The organism is Clostridium saccharoperbutylacetonicum N1-4(HMT), assembly GCF_000340885.1.
Lineage (GTDB): Bacteria > Bacillota > Clostridia > Clostridiales > Clostridiaceae > Clostridium > Clostridium saccharoperbutylacetonicum.
In genome coordinates, this window is the sequence record NC_020291.1 from 3,512,895 (window position 1) to 3,529,109 (window position 16,215).

Annotated in this window: 19 protein-coding genes; 9 read left to right on the forward strand and 10 right to left on the reverse strand. The window is 27.8% G+C overall.

Annotated elements, in window-relative coordinates:
* Positions 1 to 34: 34 nt before the first annotated feature.
* Together aat and CSPA_RS15710 are read left to right on the forward strand one after the other, a co-directional pair.
* A complete protein-coding gene (aat, locus tag CSPA_RS15705; RefSeq protein ID WP_015393309.1) occupies positions 35 to 706 on the forward strand; it encodes a leucyl/phenylalanyl-tRNA--protein transferase in 672 nt (223 codons plus the stop codon).
* A gap of 75 nt (positions 707 to 781) precedes the next feature.
* Entirely contained in the window at positions 782 to 1,945 is a 1,164-nt protein-coding gene (locus tag CSPA_RS15710) for a class I SAM-dependent methyltransferase (RefSeq protein WP_017810562.1), read from the forward strand.
* A 51-nt stretch (positions 1,946 to 1,996) separates the two neighbouring features.
* Here CSPA_RS15710 and CSPA_RS30785 read toward each other — a convergent pair whose 3' ends face one another.
* Entirely contained in the window at positions 1,997 to 2,131 is a 135-nt protein-coding gene (locus CSPA_RS30785) for a hypothetical protein (RefSeq protein ID WP_015393311.1), read from the reverse strand.
* Between the two features lie 196 nt (positions 2,132 to 2,327).
* Here CSPA_RS30785 and mutL point away from each other — a divergent pair, with 196 nt between their 5' ends.
* From mutL to CSPA_RS15730, 4 genes are all read left to right on the forward strand, one after another.
* Positions 2,328 to 4,304, forward strand: coding sequence for a DNA mismatch repair endonuclease MutL (gene mutL / locus CSPA_RS15715; protein WP_015393312.1), 1,977 nt, complete (start codon positions 2,328 to 2,330; stop codon positions 4,302 to 4,304).
* Positions 4,305 to 4,330: 26 nt separating this feature from the next.
* Complete coding sequence (gene miaA, locus CSPA_RS15720) at positions 4,331 to 5,260, forward strand: tRNA (adenosine(37)-N6)-dimethylallyltransferase MiaA (protein WP_015393313.1); 930 nt, start codon at positions 4,331 to 4,333, stop codon at positions 5,258 to 5,260.
* A 49-nt stretch (positions 5,261 to 5,309) separates the two neighbouring features.
* A complete protein-coding gene (gene hfq, locus CSPA_RS15725; protein WP_015393314.1) occupies positions 5,310 to 5,555 on the forward strand; it encodes an RNA chaperone Hfq in 246 nt (81 codons plus the stop codon).
* A 117-nt stretch (positions 5,556 to 5,672) separates the two neighbouring features.
* Positions 5,673 to 6,962, forward strand: a complete 1,290-nt coding sequence (locus CSPA_RS15730) for a methionine gamma-lyase family protein (protein WP_015393315.1) — start codon at positions 5,673 to 5,675, stop codon at positions 6,960 to 6,962.
* A gap of 202 nt (positions 6,963 to 7,164) precedes the next feature.
* Here the strand turns inward: CSPA_RS15730 and lexA are convergent, their stop codons facing one another.
* Positions 7,165 to 7,773, reverse strand: a complete 609-nt coding sequence (gene lexA / locus CSPA_RS15735; RefSeq protein WP_015393316.1) for a transcriptional repressor LexA — start codon at positions 7,771 to 7,773, stop codon at positions 7,165 to 7,167.
* A gap of 279 nt (positions 7,774 to 8,052) precedes the next feature.
* On the opposite strand from lexA, the gene CSPA_RS15740 reads away from it, so the two are divergent.
* Positions 8,053 to 8,487 carry a hypothetical protein gene (locus tag CSPA_RS15740; protein WP_015393317.1) on the forward strand — a complete coding sequence of 145 codons (435 nt, stop codon included), beginning with the start codon at positions 8,053 to 8,055 and terminating at the stop codon, positions 8,485 to 8,487.
* 78 nt (positions 8,488 to 8,565) lie between these two features.
* Positions 8,566 to 9,135 (forward strand): hypothetical protein, encoded by a 570-nt coding sequence (locus CSPA_RS15745; RefSeq protein WP_015393318.1) that lies wholly within the window; start codon positions 8,566 to 8,568, stop codon positions 9,133 to 9,135.
* A 108-nt stretch (positions 9,136 to 9,243) separates the two neighbouring features.
* Here CSPA_RS15745 and CSPA_RS15750 read toward each other — a convergent pair whose 3' ends face one another.
* Entirely contained in the window at positions 9,244 to 10,230 is a 987-nt protein-coding gene (locus CSPA_RS15750) for a tyrosine recombinase XerC (RefSeq protein ID WP_015393319.1), read from the reverse strand.
* Between the two features lie 544 nt (positions 10,231 to 10,774).
* Between CSPA_RS15750 and ybaK the strand changes: the two genes are divergently transcribed.
* Complete coding sequence (ybaK, locus tag CSPA_RS15755) at positions 10,775 to 11,257, forward strand: Cys-tRNA(Pro) deacylase (protein ID WP_015393320.1); 483 nt, start codon at positions 10,775 to 10,777, stop codon at positions 11,255 to 11,257.
* Positions 11,258 to 11,443: 186 nt separating this feature from the next.
* On the opposite strand, the gene miaB is transcribed toward ybaK, so the two are convergent.
* The 7 genes from miaB to CSPA_RS15780 all read right to left on the reverse strand — a co-directional run bounded on the left by miaB (position 11,444) and on the right by CSPA_RS15780 (position 16,187).
* Entirely contained in the window at positions 11,444 to 12,814 is a 1,371-nt protein-coding gene (miaB, locus tag CSPA_RS15760) for a tRNA (N6-isopentenyl adenosine(37)-C2)-methylthiotransferase MiaB (protein WP_015393321.1), read from the reverse strand.
* Positions 12,815 to 13,239: 425 nt separating this feature from the next.
* Entirely contained in the window at positions 13,240 to 13,605 is a 366-nt protein-coding gene (locus tag CSPA_RS15765; RefSeq protein ID WP_015393322.1) for a rhodanese-like domain-containing protein, read from the reverse strand.
* A 3-nt stretch (positions 13,606 to 13,608) separates the two neighbouring features.
* A complete protein-coding gene (locus CSPA_RS15770; protein WP_015393323.1) occupies positions 13,609 to 14,133 on the reverse strand; it encodes a MarR family winged helix-turn-helix transcriptional regulator in 525 nt (174 codons plus the stop codon).
* A 506-nt stretch (positions 14,134 to 14,639) separates the two neighbouring features.
* Positions 14,640 to 14,789: a hypothetical protein gene (locus tag CSPA_RS30220; RefSeq protein ID WP_015393324.1), complete on the reverse strand. Its 150-nt coding sequence runs from the start codon at positions 14,787 to 14,789 to the stop codon at positions 14,640 to 14,642.
* Positions 14,789 to 14,908, reverse strand: coding sequence for a helix-turn-helix domain-containing protein (locus tag CSPA_RS15775; RefSeq protein WP_242838567.1), 120 nt, complete (start codon positions 14,906 to 14,908; stop codon positions 14,789 to 14,791). Before CSPA_RS15775 ends, CSPA_RS30220 begins: the two co-directional genes overlap by 1 nt.
* A 281-nt stretch (positions 14,909 to 15,189) precedes the next feature.
* On the reverse strand, positions 15,190 to 15,330 hold the full coding sequence (locus CSPA_RS30225; protein WP_015393326.1) for a hypothetical protein: 141 nt from the start codon (positions 15,328 to 15,330) through the stop codon (positions 15,190 to 15,192).
* Positions 15,331 to 15,653: 323 nt separating this feature from the next.
* On the reverse strand, positions 15,654 to 16,187 hold the full coding sequence (locus CSPA_RS15780; protein WP_081603990.1) for a chloramphenicol acetyltransferase: 534 nt from the start codon (positions 16,185 to 16,187) through the stop codon (positions 15,654 to 15,656).
* Positions 16,188 to 16,215 lie beyond the last annotated feature (28 nt).

Genomic DNA, 16,215 nt, shown 5'->3' on the forward strand with positions numbered 1-16,215 from the left:
TGAAATAAAAATATTCACTAAGGAAGTGAGCATAATGCCAGTATATAGATTACCTAAAGAAATAATTTTTCCAAATCCTGAGCTTTCTGAAGAAGATGGGCTTTTAGCTATTGGAGGCGATTTATCCTTAGATAGATTACTTTTGGCTTATTGTAATGGTATATTTCCATGGTATAACGAAGGAGAACCTATACTGTGGTGGTGCCCTAAGCCTAGATTTATATTAATACCTAAAGAAATTAATATCTCTAAATCCATGAAAAAAATCATCAAGAGAGATATATTTAAAGTAACCTTTAATGCTGATTTTGAAGGTGTAATTAACAATTGTAAACACATTCGTGAGGACAATAATGAAGAAACTTGGATTAGTGATGATATGAAGGCCGCATATATAAACTTATTTAATAATGGATATGCAATGAGTGTTGAAACGTATCTAGATGAAGAATTAGTTGGGGGCTTATATGGCGTTAAAATAGGCAAATGCTTTTTTGGAGAAAGTATGTTCTCGAAAGTAAGTAATTCATCTAAAATAGCATTAATAAAACTAGCTGAAAAATTGTATAATGAAGATTATCTTTTTATAGACTGTCAAATGCAAACTAAACATTTAGAAAGCATGGGTGGAAAATTTGTTGATTGGAATACCTTCAAAAATTTACTTAGTAATGGTTTAGAAGAAATATATTTAGATAAAAAATAGTTTTCATTTATAAATATGATATATATAATAATATTACTTAAATATATAGAAATAAATTATAAGGTGTGTTGTAAAATGGAAGAATTAAAGAAAGTTATTGATGAAATAATTAATGACGAAATTATAAAATTAGTTATTAGTAATAAACTGAATAATAATATTGAATATAATAAAATTACATTTGTTTTAAAAGAAAACAATAATAAAAAATATTATCAAATAGAAAAATATACTGACAAGCAAGTATTTCATGAAAATGTTGATATAAATATTTTAGGTGAAAAGCTCCTTGAATATGTATCATCAAATTATAAACAAATATCAGCTTGGTCAAGCAATAATACCTTTGACGTGAAAATATCAAAAAAAGGTAAAGTATTATTAAGTAAGAAAAAAAGTGATAATGCAAAGTTGGTTAATAAAAGCCATAATAAAGAAAAAAATTATATTTTAAAAGAAGGAATGATTATCGAGCCTCTTATTGATTTAGGTATATTCACTAAGGAAGGTAAAGTGATCAATTCCAAATATGATAAATATAAGCAAATAAATAGATTTGTAGAGATAATAGATGATGAAATCAAAAAAAATGATTACACTGATCTTACTATTTTAGATTTTGGTTGCGGAAAATCTTATTTGACCTTTGTTTTGTATTATTATTTTGTAGAGATCAAGAAAATTAATGTTAAAATGATAGGCTTAGATCTTAAAGCAGATGTAATAAAGAAATGCAATGATATAGCAAAGCGATATAAATATGATAATCTACACTTTGAGTTAGGAGACATAAATGGTTTTAAGTATAATAATAAGGTTGATATGGTAATTACATTACATGCGTGTGATACAGCTACAGATTATGCATTATATAATGCAATAAAATGGAATGCAAAAATGATTTTTTCAGTTCCTTGTTGTCAACATGAATTTAACCATCAAATAAAAACGAATTCCTTGTCAATACTAACAAAGTACGGTATCGTTCAAGAAAGAATTTCAGCATTAATGACAGATTCAGTTCGTGCTAATCTCTTAGAATGTGTAGGCTACAAGACACAACTTCTTGAATTTATAGATATAGCGCATTCACCTAAAAATATATTAATAAGAGCATCAAAAGATCATGTATCTAAGGATAAGAAACAAAAAGCCTTAGCTGAAGTCATTAATCTTATGAAGCAGTTTAATTTAAGCCCAACATTATATAAACTACTAAAAGACGATACTTTAATTTAATGTGTAGGTCACTCGAACATTCGTACGAGTGACTTATTGTTTAATATTATATTATTTAAAAGTAGTTTGCGGAGAAGGTTCATCATCCCCATAGGGACTCTTCTCATTTGCCTTATTTTTTACTACTTTTGCGTAATTTCGCGTTAATGGTTCAGATGCACTTTTGCTAGACTTTTCATTATTCATAATATTGCCTCCTTTTATTTAAATTTTCTTCTGTATTAGCTTATCCATAAAATTATAAAATACAATTTAATAATTAATATTTCCTCTGATTTCAATTGTTATTATTGTATAAATTAGTTATAATACATTTTGAGAATGATAATTTTAGTAATATTTATGATATTTATTTAGCAAACAAATGAGAGGGGGAAAAAAGATGAAGAGAATTAATATTCTTAGTGAAGATACTGCTAATAAGATAGCAGCTGGTGAAGTCGTTGAAAGACCTGCTTCAGTTGTAAAGGAATTGGTTGAAAATTCCATAGATGCTAATGCCCAAAACATAGTAATTGAAATTGAAGAAGGCGGAACAGCACTAATTAGAATTATTGATGATGGAGACGGTATTTATAAAGATGATATTGCAAAGGCGTTCCTTCCTCATGCAACAAGTAAGATTAAAGAATCAGAAGATATATTTAATATAAGCACTTTAGGTTTTAGAGGTGAAGCTCTTCCATCTATAGCTTCTGTTGCTAAAGTAAATTTAAAATCAAAGGAAAAAGATCAAGATTTAGGTTATGAAGTAACTATAGAAGGAAATAATTTTACAGAAGTAACTGAATGTGGTGTTAATAAAGGAACTATTCTAGAAGTTCGTGATCTATTTTTTAATGTTCCAGCTAGAAAGAAATTTTTAAAATCTGTTTCAAAAGAAGCTTCTGTAATTAACGATATAATTACAAGATTAGCATTGGCTAATCCTAAGATAAGCTTCAAATTATATAATAATCAAAAAAAGGTTCTTCATACCTTTGGTAATGGAGAGCTTAAAGATGTTATAAGAACTATCTACGGTAAAGTTATAACCGATAACATAATTTATTTCAGTGAAACCTCTGACCTTATTACTGTTTACGGTTATATCGGTAAGGAAGAAATAGCAAGAGGTTCAAGAAATAATCAAAGTATCTTTGTAAATAAAAGATATATTAAAAATAAAGCTTTGACTGTAGCCGTAGAACAAGCGTTTAAATCTTTTTCTACAGTAAATAAATTTCCTTTTTTCATATTATATATAGAGGTTTATCCAGAATACGTTGATGTTAATATTCATCCAACTAAAGCAGAAGTCAAATTCAATGATGAAAGAATGCTATTTAAAAAGATATTTGGTGCAGTCCACACTTCTTTAAAAAATGAAGTCTTTGAAACTTTTGCAATTAAAGAAGAAAATGACAATACATATACACCTCCAACTTTTGAAGAAATAACTTTTAAAATAAAAGAAGAAGAAGAAAAAGTAAAATTACTTAATTCGTCTGTGAAGACAATGATTGAAGAAGGAAAAGACCTTAAAGTCAACAATAATGATCACAACATAGTTACATATAGTAGTAATACTATACAGCCTAAAATAAATCATATTGATAATATGCCAAAAATAGATGTTATTATTCCTGTAGATTTGAAATCTAATTCAATAGAAGAAGTTACAGTGCTTAAGGAGTCCATAGAGAATCCTTATAATGTTGATAATAACAATGAACCTCTTCAAGAAGATGAAATCGCAACAGTTGAAACTCAAAATATAAAACCAGAACCTATAGCTAAGTTCCCAGCACTCTCTATAATTGGCCAATATAATAAAACTTATATTCTAGGTGAATATGATGGGACTTTATATATGATAGATCAGCATGCTGCCCATGAGAAAATATTATTTGAAAAATATTTAAAAGAAATTGAAATGGGAACAATTATAATTCAACCACTTATGGTTCCGAGCATTATTGATTTAAGCATTGATGATTACTCTTATTATGAAGAAAATAAAGATGTATTTAAAGCTGCTGGCTTCTTACTTGAAGAATTCGGAGGTAATTCATTGTCTTTAAAAGAAGTTCCTTATTTTCTTGGAAGACTTAATCCAAAAGATTTATTTTTAGATATTCTTGATAATTTAAAAAATTTAGGCAATGGTAAAACTATCGAAGTGAAACATAATGCAATTGCAACAAAAGCCTGTAAGGCTGCAATAAAGGCAAATGATAAACTTGATATAAATGAAATGGTAAAATTAATTGAAGACTTAAGATACATCGATGATCCATTTCATTGTCCTCATGGCAGACCAGTAATTATTAAATTCACTAGCACTGATATAGATAAAAAATTTAGAAGAATAGTATAACAATACAATAGTGGAAGGATACATTAATGAAACAAAAGTTATTAGTAATAGGCGGACCAACAGCAGTAGGAAAAACAGAGCTTTCCATAAAATTAGCCCAAAAATTAAATGGAGAAATAATTTCAGCAGATTCCATGCAAATATATAAGTACATGGATATAGGCTCAGCAAAAGTTACTATAGAAGAAATGGATGGTATTAAACATCATCTAATTGATGTAATTGAGCCTGATACTCCATTCTCTGTAGCAGATTTTAAAGAATACGGAGAAGCTGCATTAAATAGTATTATTCTTAATCATAAGTTCCCAATAATATCTGGTGGAACTGGTTTATATATTAACTCCTTAACCTGTAATATGACGTTTACTGAAGCAGAAAAAGATGATGATTATAGAAAATACTTAGAATATTTAGCAATTGAAAAAGGAAATGAATATATCCATGAAATGTTGAAAGATATTGACCCTATAAGTTATAAAGAAATACATGCTAATAACAGAAAACGTGTTATTAGAGCTTTAGAGGTATATAAACTTACAAATAAGCCATTTAGTTCATATAATGCTGGAAGTGATTTTTATAATAGTGATTATGACGTATTTTATTACGTTTTGACAATGGATAGACAAAGATTGTATGAAAGAATAAATAAACGAGTTGATATAATGATGGAAAAGGGACTTCTAGAGGAATGCATAAGACTAAAAGAGATGGGGTATACTTCAGATATTCAGGCAATGCAAGGAATAGGATATAAGGAGTTATTGTATCATTTGGAGGGAAACCTTTCTTTATCTGAAGCTGTTGATATGATAAAACAAGGTTCAAGAAATTATGCAAAACGTCAATTGACATGGTTTAGACGTGATAAAAGATGTATTTTTTTAGATAAAGATGTATTGAGTGATGATAAAATTATAGAAAAAGTATATAATGACATAATAAATAATTAAGTGTTATAATATTAGTAGAGGATTTATTACTTACTGGAGGTGTTATATTTTGGTTAATAAGCAACAAAATAATCTACAAGACATTTTCTTAAACAATGCAAGAAAAAACAAAATAACTTTAGTTATCCATTTACTTAATGGATTTCAGTTAAAGGGTGTTGTAAAAGGGTTTGATAATTTTACCGTTATTTTAGATTGTGATAATAAGCAAATGCTTATATATAAACATTCAATATCAACTATAACGCCAGCTAAACCAATTTTATTTACAGATAGTGAATATGTGGTGAATTAATAAATAGGCAAATTTTTGCCTATTTATTTTTGGGTATAAATTCATATTCGTAGTAACATTCATGATTACAAGAATATGTTAAAATAAATCAATAAACTTTGGAGGATATACTTAGATATGTTAAGAAAAACAGAAGAATTTTTAATTAATAATTATAAAATAAGTGAAAGGACTTTTGAAATATATAGACAGGCTTTAGCTGATACTGAAGCTCAATTTGAAGAGTATGATGATATTAGAGAATTCAATCAACTTAAGGTTTTAAATGCTTTTCAAGCTGAAAAAATAAGTGATTCTCATTTCACAAATACTACTGGATATGGACTTGATGATATAGGTAGAGATGCCTTAGATAAAGTATATGCTAATATTTTTAATACAGAGGCTGGTCTAGTTAGACCTCACTTTGTTAGCGGAACTCATGCAATAGGCTGTGCAATTGCAGGTAATGTTATGCCTGGAGATAAAATATTATGCGTATCAGGTTTACCATACGACACTTTACTTGGAGTACTTGGATTATCTGAGAAAAAAAATGCAGGCTCTTTAGATCAATATGGAATTAAAACAGACGTTGTAGATTTAGATAAAGAAGGTAAATTCCAATTTGATATAATTAAAGATAAATTAAGAACTGATAGCAAAATCAAACTTATTCATATTCAAAGAAGCACTGGTTATGCTTCAAGAAAGTCATTTTTAGTTTGTGAGATAGCTGAAGTTATTAAACATATAAAAGAGGTTAGGGATGACGTTATAATCTTTGTAGATAATTGTTATGGAGAATTTATTGAAACAGTAGAACCAACAGAATTTGGTGCAGACATTATGGCTGGATCACTAATGAAAAACATAGGTGGAGGTATTGCACCAGGTGGTGGTTATATTGTTGGTAAGAAAGCTTATGTTGATGCTGCTGCTAACAGAATGACTGTTCCAGGAGTAGGAGGAGAGTACGGTGCTACTTACGGTTTAATGAGAAGTTTTTACCAAGGATTATTTTCTGCCCCTCATGTGGCTATTGAAGCTGTGAAAACTGCTATCTTTTGTGCTAGAGTAATGGAAATAGCAGGATTTAAAGTATTCCCAGCATCATCTGATAAGAGAACAGACATAATTCAAGCTATAGAATTTGGAGATCCACAAAAATTAATCAATTTCTGTAGTGGAATCCAAGCAGGTTCTCCAATAGATGCTTTTGCTGTATGTGAGCCATGGGCAATGCCGGGATACGATAGTGAGATAGTTATGGCAGCTGGAGCTTTTATCTCTGGATCAACAATTGAATTGTCAGCTGATGGGCCTGTAAGAGAACCATACATAGCATATATACAAGGCGGATTAAATTTTGATCATGGTAAAATTGGTGTGTTAATAGGCCTAAGTAGAGTTTTAGAAGTTAAATAAAATAATAATAAGTGATTAATTATGAATAATTTTTATTGTAGGTATTAATTTTGTAATTTGAATGTAATTTGAAATTAAAATATTCACTAAATAATTACTTTATTTAAACAAATATATTATAAAAAAAGATTGTATAAATTCACTGTAATTTATACAATCTTTTTAACTTATAAAATTCAAACTTTACTTTAATCAATATGTTTTATGCAAAAGATCTAAAAATACCAACGAGCTTTCCTAAAATTTTGCAGTCATCCACTATAATTGGATCCATATTATCATTTTCAGGTTGCAATCTTATATGATCTTTTTCTTTAAAGAATCTTTTAATTGTAGCACTATCATCAATTAAAGCTACAACAATATCTCCGCTTTTAGCACTTTGAGAACTTTCGATTATTGCTAAATCTTTATCTCTAATACCCACATTTATCATACTTTCACCAGATACGTGGAGTATAAACAAATCATTATCATGCTTAATATAATCTAAAGGAATCGGAAATGTATCTTCAATATTTTCAGTTGCAAGTATTGGAAGTCCAGCTGTTATTTTACCTATAATAGGAACATTAATCATTTCTTTTTTAGGCATAGAAAGTTCCGCGATTTCTAAAGCTCTAGGTTTAGATGGATCTCTTTTTATCATACCCTTTTTTTCTAATCTCTTTAAATGACCATGAACAGTTGAAGTTGATCTTAAGGATACAGCTTCACAAATTTCTCTTACTGAAGGAGGATATCCTTTACTTTCTGTATAAGATTTTAAAAAGTCATATATTTCTGATTGCTTATCTTTTTCGTCTGACATTACAAACACCTCACTATTCTTAAAATTATTATATCATATACAATTTAATATAGCAAACTAACGTTCTTTATCAATTAATAATTAGCATTTATCTTAATATTATTGCCCAAAATATAAATAATACTACCATAATTATCAATTATTATATAATATTAGAATAAAAATGGAGTTAAATTTAATAAGCTAATATATATAACTTGTATTTTTAAAATTTTATTTGCTTTGATTAACTTTTTTTGATATAATTTTAAAGTTAAATTAGTGAAAGAGGTGTTTAAAATGACATTTAAATATACTGACGATGATTATTGCGATATTTATGAAAACAAACTTTGTGACAATTGTGGTAAATGCTTAGAAATTAATGGTATAGATACAAAAGCAATTAAAATTGAAGATATAGCTAAAACTCAAGAAGAAAATGAACTATTAGAGGAAGAGTTTTTAAATGACTTGAAGTCTAATCTAAATGATGAAGATCTAAATGAAATAGAAAAAGACAATTTAAGCTTACAAGATATATATAAAAGATTTGTAAATAACAAAACTGATTTTGACAACATCCCTGAATCCTCTGATTCTGATGATGTAGAATATGAAGATGCTTTTGAGCATATTGAATATTTAGATGAAGTTGCATCACTAGATGATTTAACTTTAGAAGAGATGACAGAAGAAATTTATCCTGGAGTTAGAAGAGTAAAAAAAGCTTAATAATTGTTGGTGCATATATTTTATCTATTTTCACATAATAAAACTGAAATATGTTTTAAAGTGAAAGGATGATATACTATGAAGCGAAAATCTACTACAGCATTAATTTTAGCAGCATTTGTTGTAGCCTCACTTTCTTTAACTGGATGTGGTAATACAGCTAGAAACAGAAATAGAAACAATAACAATTCAAATAACGTTCAAGATGGTATTAATAACACAAGATCTTATAGCCAAAATGCAGCTGATGCTACTCGAAATTCTGCTGATACTGCCAGAAACGCAACTGATAACGCTGTAAATGCTGCAAATTATACAGCTCAAAATTTTAAAAATGATATTTCTAATGCAGGATATACAGTAACTGACTGGGCTAACAACACAAAGAATTATTTTAAAGGCAAAGAAACCAACTATAAATTAGGTGGAGATGCCGTTAGACTTTACGAATACAATTCAGCCTCAGATTTAGAAGGAGATATAAACAGAATAGCTCCAAATGGAATGACCATCAATGGTACTGATGCTAAGTTTGCGAATAGCCCTTACTATTATAGAAAAGGGAATACGCTTATAATGTACGAAGGAAAAGAGCCAGCATATGTTGATGAATTCAATAGGGTTTACGGAAATCCCTTAAGACCTTAAATTATATATTTTTATTTTACAAAAGGTTATTAGTTATAACAGACTAATAACCTTTAATTATTATTTAACAAGAGCAGAGTAGAGTGCGATATTTTTAAAATAAATATATTATAATTTTGACAATGGATTTGATTTTACTGCATCTCTTAAAGAATCATCATCTACATGTGTGTAAATTTGGGTAGTTGAAATATTCTCGTGACCTAATATACTTTGTAAACTTCTTATATCGACATTGCCATATTTATACATAAGAGTAGCAGCAGTGTGCCTTAATTTATGAGGCGTATATTTATCATCTGTTAATCCTGCATTTGTTATATGTTTTTTTATCATTATTTCAACTGTTCTTTGATTAATTGGTGTATTTCTTGATGAAAGGAATAAATATTTTTTATCTTCTGGCAATGCTTTTGAATCATCTCTAACTTTCAAGTAATTATCTAGAGCTTTTAAGCAGGCATCATTCAAATAAACAGTTCTTTCTTTGTCACCTTTACCAATAATACTTAATGTATCACCTTTAAACTTTGTTAGTTGTATACTGCACAATTCGGATAATCTCATACCACAATTCAAAAATAATGTAAGAATGCAATAATCACGTTGATAGTTCTTGTTCTTTTTATCAAGAGACTCCAACAAATGTAAGCTTTGATTTAGTGTTAAATAAATTGGATGTCTTTTATTAACTTTGGGAGATTCAAGCTCTAAAGTTGGATTTTCTGTTATTATTTTTGCTTTTCCTTGAAGAAATTTAAAATAAGATTTTAAAGTAGCAACTTTTCTAGCTCTAGCATAAGCGCTGTTTTGTCTATATTTTTCTGTAAAAGACATGAAGGCATAAAGATCTCTTAATCTAATAGATTTTATAAATTCATCATTAATGGAAGTTATATCAATATCATCAAATTCTATTTCTTCGCTTGTTAAACCTCTATATTTTAGCATAAATCTAAAAAATATTATTAAATCCTTTCTATATGCATTAATAGTGTTTTCAGATTTATTTTTTATCGTTTCCAAGTAAGTTAAAAAATCAACTGCCGAAACCGGTAATTTATTGTTTGCAAATATATCAAAATCATAACTCATATTTTTATCTCCATTATAATTATATTAAGCATTTCTAAATACTTAATATAATTATACCAGTAAATCTATTTTTAATCAATTAATTTCGGGAAATATGCATTTCCCGAAATTAATTTAAGCATTTTTTATTAATATTTTTATTAATTTCAGTTTATTGTATTGTTATTATATAGATTTTATTTGTATCTAAACATTAATTGCTGTATTTTTCTTTATACTTATAATTTTAACTAATTAGTTGGTCGAATAATTAATTTATAAAAAAGCAAATCACTTTTCTTAACTTATATAAATCTAGTTTTAAAATCTAAACTTAAATATTTTTTTCTAGTGTTACAATTAAATATCAGTAGATTTTGATTTCGATTCTGACAAAATTCTAAATTCGAACATAATTAAAAATTATATAAACCACTTTTAAATAAAACTTAAATCCAATTTGAGCAAACTCAAGTTTCAGTTCAAATTTTATTGTGTTATAATAAAATTGCATTTCATTAAAGAAAATAATATTTTTATAAAGCCAAGGAGGAAATTCACGATTATGGCACAAGGAAAAACTAACGCTATGAGAATTTTAGATAGCAATGATATTACATATTCAACTTACAATTATGAAAACAAGGACGGTAAAATTGACGGAATTGCCGTTGCACATAAAATAGGAAAAGATGTTGAATCCGTATTTAAAACATTAGTTACACAAGGTCATTCAAAAGAATATTATGTGTTTGTAGTACCTGTAGCTGAAGAATTGGATTTAAAGAAAGCAAGTAAAGCTGCTAATGAAAAAAATGTTGAAATGATACATGTTAAAGATATAAATAAAATTACAGGTTATATCAGGGGTGGTTGCTCTCCTCTTGGTATGAAAAAAATTTTTAAAACCTTTGTTCATGATAGCGCTTTGAGTTTTAATACAATTGTTTTCAGCGGCGGTAAAATTGGTTTTCAAATAGAAATAAATCCAAACGATTTATCCAAAGTTATCGGATGTTCATTTGTTGATATTATCAAGTCCAACTAAAAAGACATCTTAAAATTTATATATAACTACTCTACTTCTTTTACTTATTCATGTCAGAAACTTATTTAATTAATTATTTATTTTTATAAAGCAAATAATCTGTGATTATACAAATACATTTAGTATGATTTAAATCACAGATTATTTTTATTTATCAAGTATCTCTATTAATCTTATGCGTTAAAATTATTTCGCAACTTCTCCAACTAATGAGAAAGAATTTGCTTTTACTATTTTAACTTGAACTAATTCTCCTATTAGCTCTTTCCCACCTTCAAAGTTTACTAGCTTTCCATTTCTAGTTCTTCCTGTTAATTTCGAATCGTCATTTTTGCTAGTACCTTCTACTAAAACTTCATAGACTTTTCCTTCGGCTTTTTTATTTCCTTTAGCAATACCGTTATTTACTACTTCTACTAATCTATTAAATCTTTCATGTTTTACATCATCAGAAATTTGGTTTTCCATTTTATCTGCTGGTGTATGATTTCTTCTTGAATAAATAAAAGTAAACGCAGCATCATACTCAATTTCCCTAGCTAGCTCTAAAGTTTCATTAAAGTCTTCCTCAGTTTCTCCAGGGAAGCCAACTATAATATCAGTAGAGAATGTTGCATCCGGAATCTCTTCTCTTATTTTTTTAGCTAATTCCATGTAGTGATCTTTAGTATAATGTCTATTCATTTCTTTAAGTATTCTATCCGAACCACTTTGTACTGGCAAATGAATTTGTTCACAAACCTTATCACAATCTCTTATAGCATATATAACATCTTCTGTTAAATCCTTAGGGTGAGATGTCATAAATCTGATTCTTTCTAAACCTTCAATTTCATTTACTCTTCTCAAAAGTTCAGCAAAAGATATTTTATCTTCAAGTTCTTTTCCATATGAATTTACATTTTGCCCAAGAAGCGTTACTTCTTTGTATCCACTTGCAACCATATCTCTTATTTCTTTTTCTATGTCTTCAGGCTTTCTACTTCTTTCTCTACCTCTAACATACGGAACTATACAGTATGTACAAAAATTATTACATCCATACATTATAGTTACAAATCCTTTTATGTCACTTTTCCTATCTATTGGAACTCCTTCAACAATTTCTGTTTCTTTATTGACGATTTCTTTAATTTGCACGCCTTCAGTCCTTACCCTATTTAAGTATTCTGGGAATTTGTATGAATTATGTGTACCAAAAATTATGTTAACATGTGGGTATTTCTTAAGAATCTCATCTGCCATTCCTTTTTGTTGCATCATACATCCACATATTCCAATGATCAAATCAGGATTTTTTTCTTTTTGATTTTTTAATGCTCCAAGATTGCCATAGACTTTGTTTTCTGCATTTTCTCTAACACAACAAGTATTAAAAATAATGATCGAAGCCTCATCTCTAACTTCAGTACTTTCATACCCCATTCTTTTAAGCATTCCTGAAAGTTTTTCTGAATCTTCTTCATTCATTTGACATCCGAAAGTAGAAATAAAGAAGAATTCCTTTTTATCTTTTTTTAATTTCATTTCATCTATTTGTTCTATATTAAAGTTCATTTTTATTCCTCCGTTTTTTATCCAATTACTTTAGTATTATAGCAAATAAACTATATAAATAAAAGCATTATATAGTTTTTTATAATATAAAACAACATCTCTTTTATATAATAACAAAGGTACGAAATTAGCAAAAAGATACCTATAAACAAAATTCATTTTTCATGTATCTTGCTTATAGGTATCAATTTATTTATCCCATACCCTAAAACAAATCTATCGCTTTATTGAACAGAACCAACTGCCTAAAGTTTCTTTTAGCAACTATAGATATTTTTCGATAGAAGTTCAATTTTTCTTTGAATATGATTACTCCAAGCAGTACGGAAATCAATGGATTTATACAATACTCCATACTAGCTTCTATAACATAGTTAGAATTGACGGCCAAAATATAATAGTACATAAATTAAAATTCTTCATTCTTATTTTATTGTTTCAATAGGAAGGTTCATTCCTTTCCAACCCTCAAGTGCTCCTGCAAGCTCATAAGCTTCAAAACCTTCTGATAATAAAATAAGTAATGCTGTTTTCCCAAGCGTGGTACCAGCAGTCCAGTCATATACAACATACGTTTTGCTTTTATCTAATTCATCTAAATGGTTTCCTAATTCTTTTGCAGGCATTGCAATAGCACCTTTTATTTGGTCTTGTTTTACATGTGCCGGAGCGTTACGAACGTCTAATATGACATATGGCGAATCTTCTTTTCCAATGTTTTCTAACACAATAAAATGATTTATATATAAGCTAAGGAATGTTTCTAAAAATTCGATTTTTTTTGTTTGCATCTTTTATTTCTCCTTTTCTTGGGTATATTTTTGAGTGCTATCATTAATTTTTTTTAATAAATTTGAGAGTAGCTGAATTTCTTCATTAGACAGGCAACCCAGCAAATTGTTAACGATGCTAAAATTTCCTGGTAAAAATTTCTCTAAAACATGATTTCCTGTTTCAGTAAGTTGAACAAATAATGAACGTTTATCTGTAGTGGAAGTACTTTTTAAAATCCAACCCTTCATCTCCATTCCTTTTAATAATTTACTAACTGTTGCACGAGTGGCTCCCAATTTCTCAGAAATAGCTGAAGGCAACAATGTTTGGTTTGGAGCTTGATATAAAAACATCAAAATAATAAATCTTGATTCACTTAAATCGTTCTTATCAAGGATATAATCATATTGTTTTTGCATATTACGATATGTCCATTGAAAATCAATGAATAATTTTACAATATCTGAATTTACTTCCGAATAAACATTTTTCATCAACTGCAAACGCTGATTATCAGGACGATCAATAAAAGTAAAGTTATCCATAAATAATCTCCCTTACAATAGTTAGCCGGCTAACTATCATAAGTATAACATTATAAATTTTGAATGTCAATTTAAAAGATTACTAATAAACGACTATAATAACTTATTTTAAACTTTCTCTTTATCCTAAAAAAATACCGTTAATACTTAATTTAATTAAAATATTAGCGATATTTATTAATATATTATTATCCCCAAATAGTAATAAACTTAACCTATTTATGATATGCTTATTACCCTTAATTCAAAATAAATAACCCACGACAACACATTTTCTTCATTGTCGTGGGTTTCATGGTGGAGGCGAACCATACCAAACTCCTATACCAAAAGAGTCTTCTTTATTTATGATATAGTTTACTTTTAATTATCCTAAACAAATATTTTTAATCATGTTATTTAATAATATAAACGTTTTAAAAACTTGACACCAAATTTAGTAAAAACCTCATTTACGTATGGTACGATTCAGCGTTCCTTATCCTAATATATTAATAATTAAGTCGTCATAATTTACCATCACCCATTAAGAATATAGTCTCTAAAGCTCTTTTTAAACTTTTAAAATCATCCTTAGTATTTACGTCCTCTTCTTTGATCATTCCATAGATCCAATATTCTTCAGGAAGTTCACTTATTAATACAAGTTTCTCCATTACTTTTTTGAAGGATATCTTTTGCCGCTTTCAATTAAGCTATAGTATCCATCGCTTACTTTTAATTTATATGCCATCTCATTTTGTTTTAAGTGAAGTTCATCTCGATATTTTTCCAAACGCTCATTAAACATGATTAATTTATGTCTCCTTAAAGTTTTAATTTTACCATCCATCTGGATCTCGTGATAAAATTAGATCCACCTATTACTTGGAAGTTATACATTAATTGTATAATACCATAAATCTTTGTCAATAATCTAATTGAAAAACTAAAACTCAATTTCATAATTATTTTAGAGATAGTAATTAACTCATTCCATAACAACGCACCTATTACTATCTCTTTTTTTGCTAAAAAAATAAGCAGCCAAATTAATGACTGCATTTATATGATTATTTAGTTAACGTTAATAAATTCGCTTTTACAATATTCTAATATTTTATCTTCTTCACCTTTAAATATTTCTGCTAAATATAATATTACTTCTTGTTCACCTTCTGGAAGATCTCTTATTGTATCTATAGTCACATTCTTCATAAAATAAAATCACCTCCTTAATGTTATTGTGGAATATTATATTATATAAAGCTAAAATAATCCATAGTATAAATATTGGAAATTTACTAATACTATAATTGCTAATCTTTTATAGCTTGGCAGGTTGCCAAAAGACAGCAAATTAATTAACGATTTACTGTCTTTTGTTCTTTTTTCTAAAATACCAAATGATAATACCAGTGGTTGGGTATTCTCGGTTCATGTATATACTTAAAGAGCTCATATTTATGCATGATCCCTATTTTTATTAATACACAATTACTACATTGTTCATCAACATGATATAAAAACTTCTATTTAAATTATATTTCCAAGTAATTTTCTGGGTTGTCTAAAATCTCTTGGATAATACTAAAATATTGTCCAATATGTATTCCATCAACCAATGCATGATGTACTTGTATGGATATTGGCAACTTAATTTTACCACTTTCCTCAAAAAAATTTCCCCATGATATTCTTGGAATACTATCAACAGGACTCATTTGAATTGGGTGAGTTATATTAGTAAATGAAACCCATGGAATACTTGTGATATATAATAAGTCATCACGTCCTGGTTCATCTTTTATGCTAATATTGTTTTTTGCCTTTTCAATTTCAGTTAATGTATTGATTTTAAATTCCTTGAATTTTTCTATAAATTTTGAAGTACAAAAACTAAACACTTCTTCATCAGTCATTACAGTAAAAGATGGATTTGTTGTCTCATGCTCTATCACCTTATCATCTCTTATCCGAAGTCTAAATTCTTTTATGTTATTTGCTGTTTTAGTAGAAACATATAGAATTGATATGAAAAATGGCAATTTATTTCTTTTTAAATATCTATAAATTTCATTAAAATATCACTCTCCTTCTAAT

Excerpts from the sequence above, each read along its gene's own strand:
- miaB (WP_015393321.1), bottom strand. The coding sequence starts at position 12,814 with ATGAACTTTAATATAGAACAAATAGATGAAATGAAATTAAAAAAAGAT.
- CSPA_RS15765 (WP_015393322.1), bottom strand. The coding sequence starts at position 13,605 with ATGCAAACAAAAAAAATCGAATTTTTAGAAACATTCCTTAGCTTATAT.
- CSPA_RS15740 (WP_015393317.1), top strand. The coding sequence starts at position 8,053 with ATGACATTTAAATATACTGACGATGATTATTGCGATATTTATGAAAAC.
- CSPA_RS30220 (WP_015393324.1), bottom strand. The coding sequence starts at position 14,789 with ATGGAGAAACTTGTATTAATAAGTGAACTTCCTGAAGAATATTGGATC.
- CSPA_RS30225 (WP_015393326.1), bottom strand. The coding sequence starts at position 15,330 with ATGAAGAATGTGACTATAGATACAATAAGAGATCTTCCAGAAGGTGAA.
- CSPA_RS15745 (WP_015393318.1), top strand. The coding sequence starts at position 8,566 with ATGAAGCGAAAATCTACTACAGCATTAATTTTAGCAGCATTTGTTGTA.
- mutL (WP_015393312.1), top strand. The coding sequence starts at position 2,328 with ATGAAGAGAATTAATATTCTTAGTGAAGATACTGCTAATAAGATAGCA.
- lexA (WP_015393316.1), bottom strand. The coding sequence starts at position 7,773 with ATGTCAGACGAAAAAGATAAGCAATCAGAAATATATGACTTTTTAAAA.
- CSPA_RS15770 (WP_015393323.1), bottom strand. The coding sequence starts at position 14,133 with ATGGATAACTTTACTTTTATTGATCGTCCTGATAATCAGCGTTTGCAG.
- CSPA_RS15710 (WP_017810562.1), top strand. The coding sequence starts at position 782 with ATGGAAGAATTAAAGAAAGTTATTGATGAAATAATTAATGACGAAATT.
- CSPA_RS15730 (WP_015393315.1), top strand. The coding sequence starts at position 5,673 with ATGTTAAGAAAAACAGAAGAATTTTTAATTAATAATTATAAAATAAGT.
- CSPA_RS30785 (WP_015393311.1), bottom strand. The coding sequence starts at position 2,131 with ATGAATAATGAAAAGTCTAGCAAAAGTGCATCTGAACCATTAACGCGA.
- miaA (WP_015393313.1), top strand. The coding sequence starts at position 4,331 with ATGAAACAAAAGTTATTAGTAATAGGCGGACCAACAGCAGTAGGAAAA.
- CSPA_RS15750 (WP_015393319.1), bottom strand. The coding sequence starts at position 10,230 with ATGAGTTATGATTTTGATATATTTGCAAACAATAAATTACCGGTTTCG.
- ybaK (WP_015393320.1), top strand. The coding sequence starts at position 10,775 with ATGGCACAAGGAAAAACTAACGCTATGAGAATTTTAGATAGCAATGAT.
- aat (WP_015393309.1), top strand. The coding sequence starts at position 35 with ATGCCAGTATATAGATTACCTAAAGAAATAATTTTTCCAAATCCTGAG.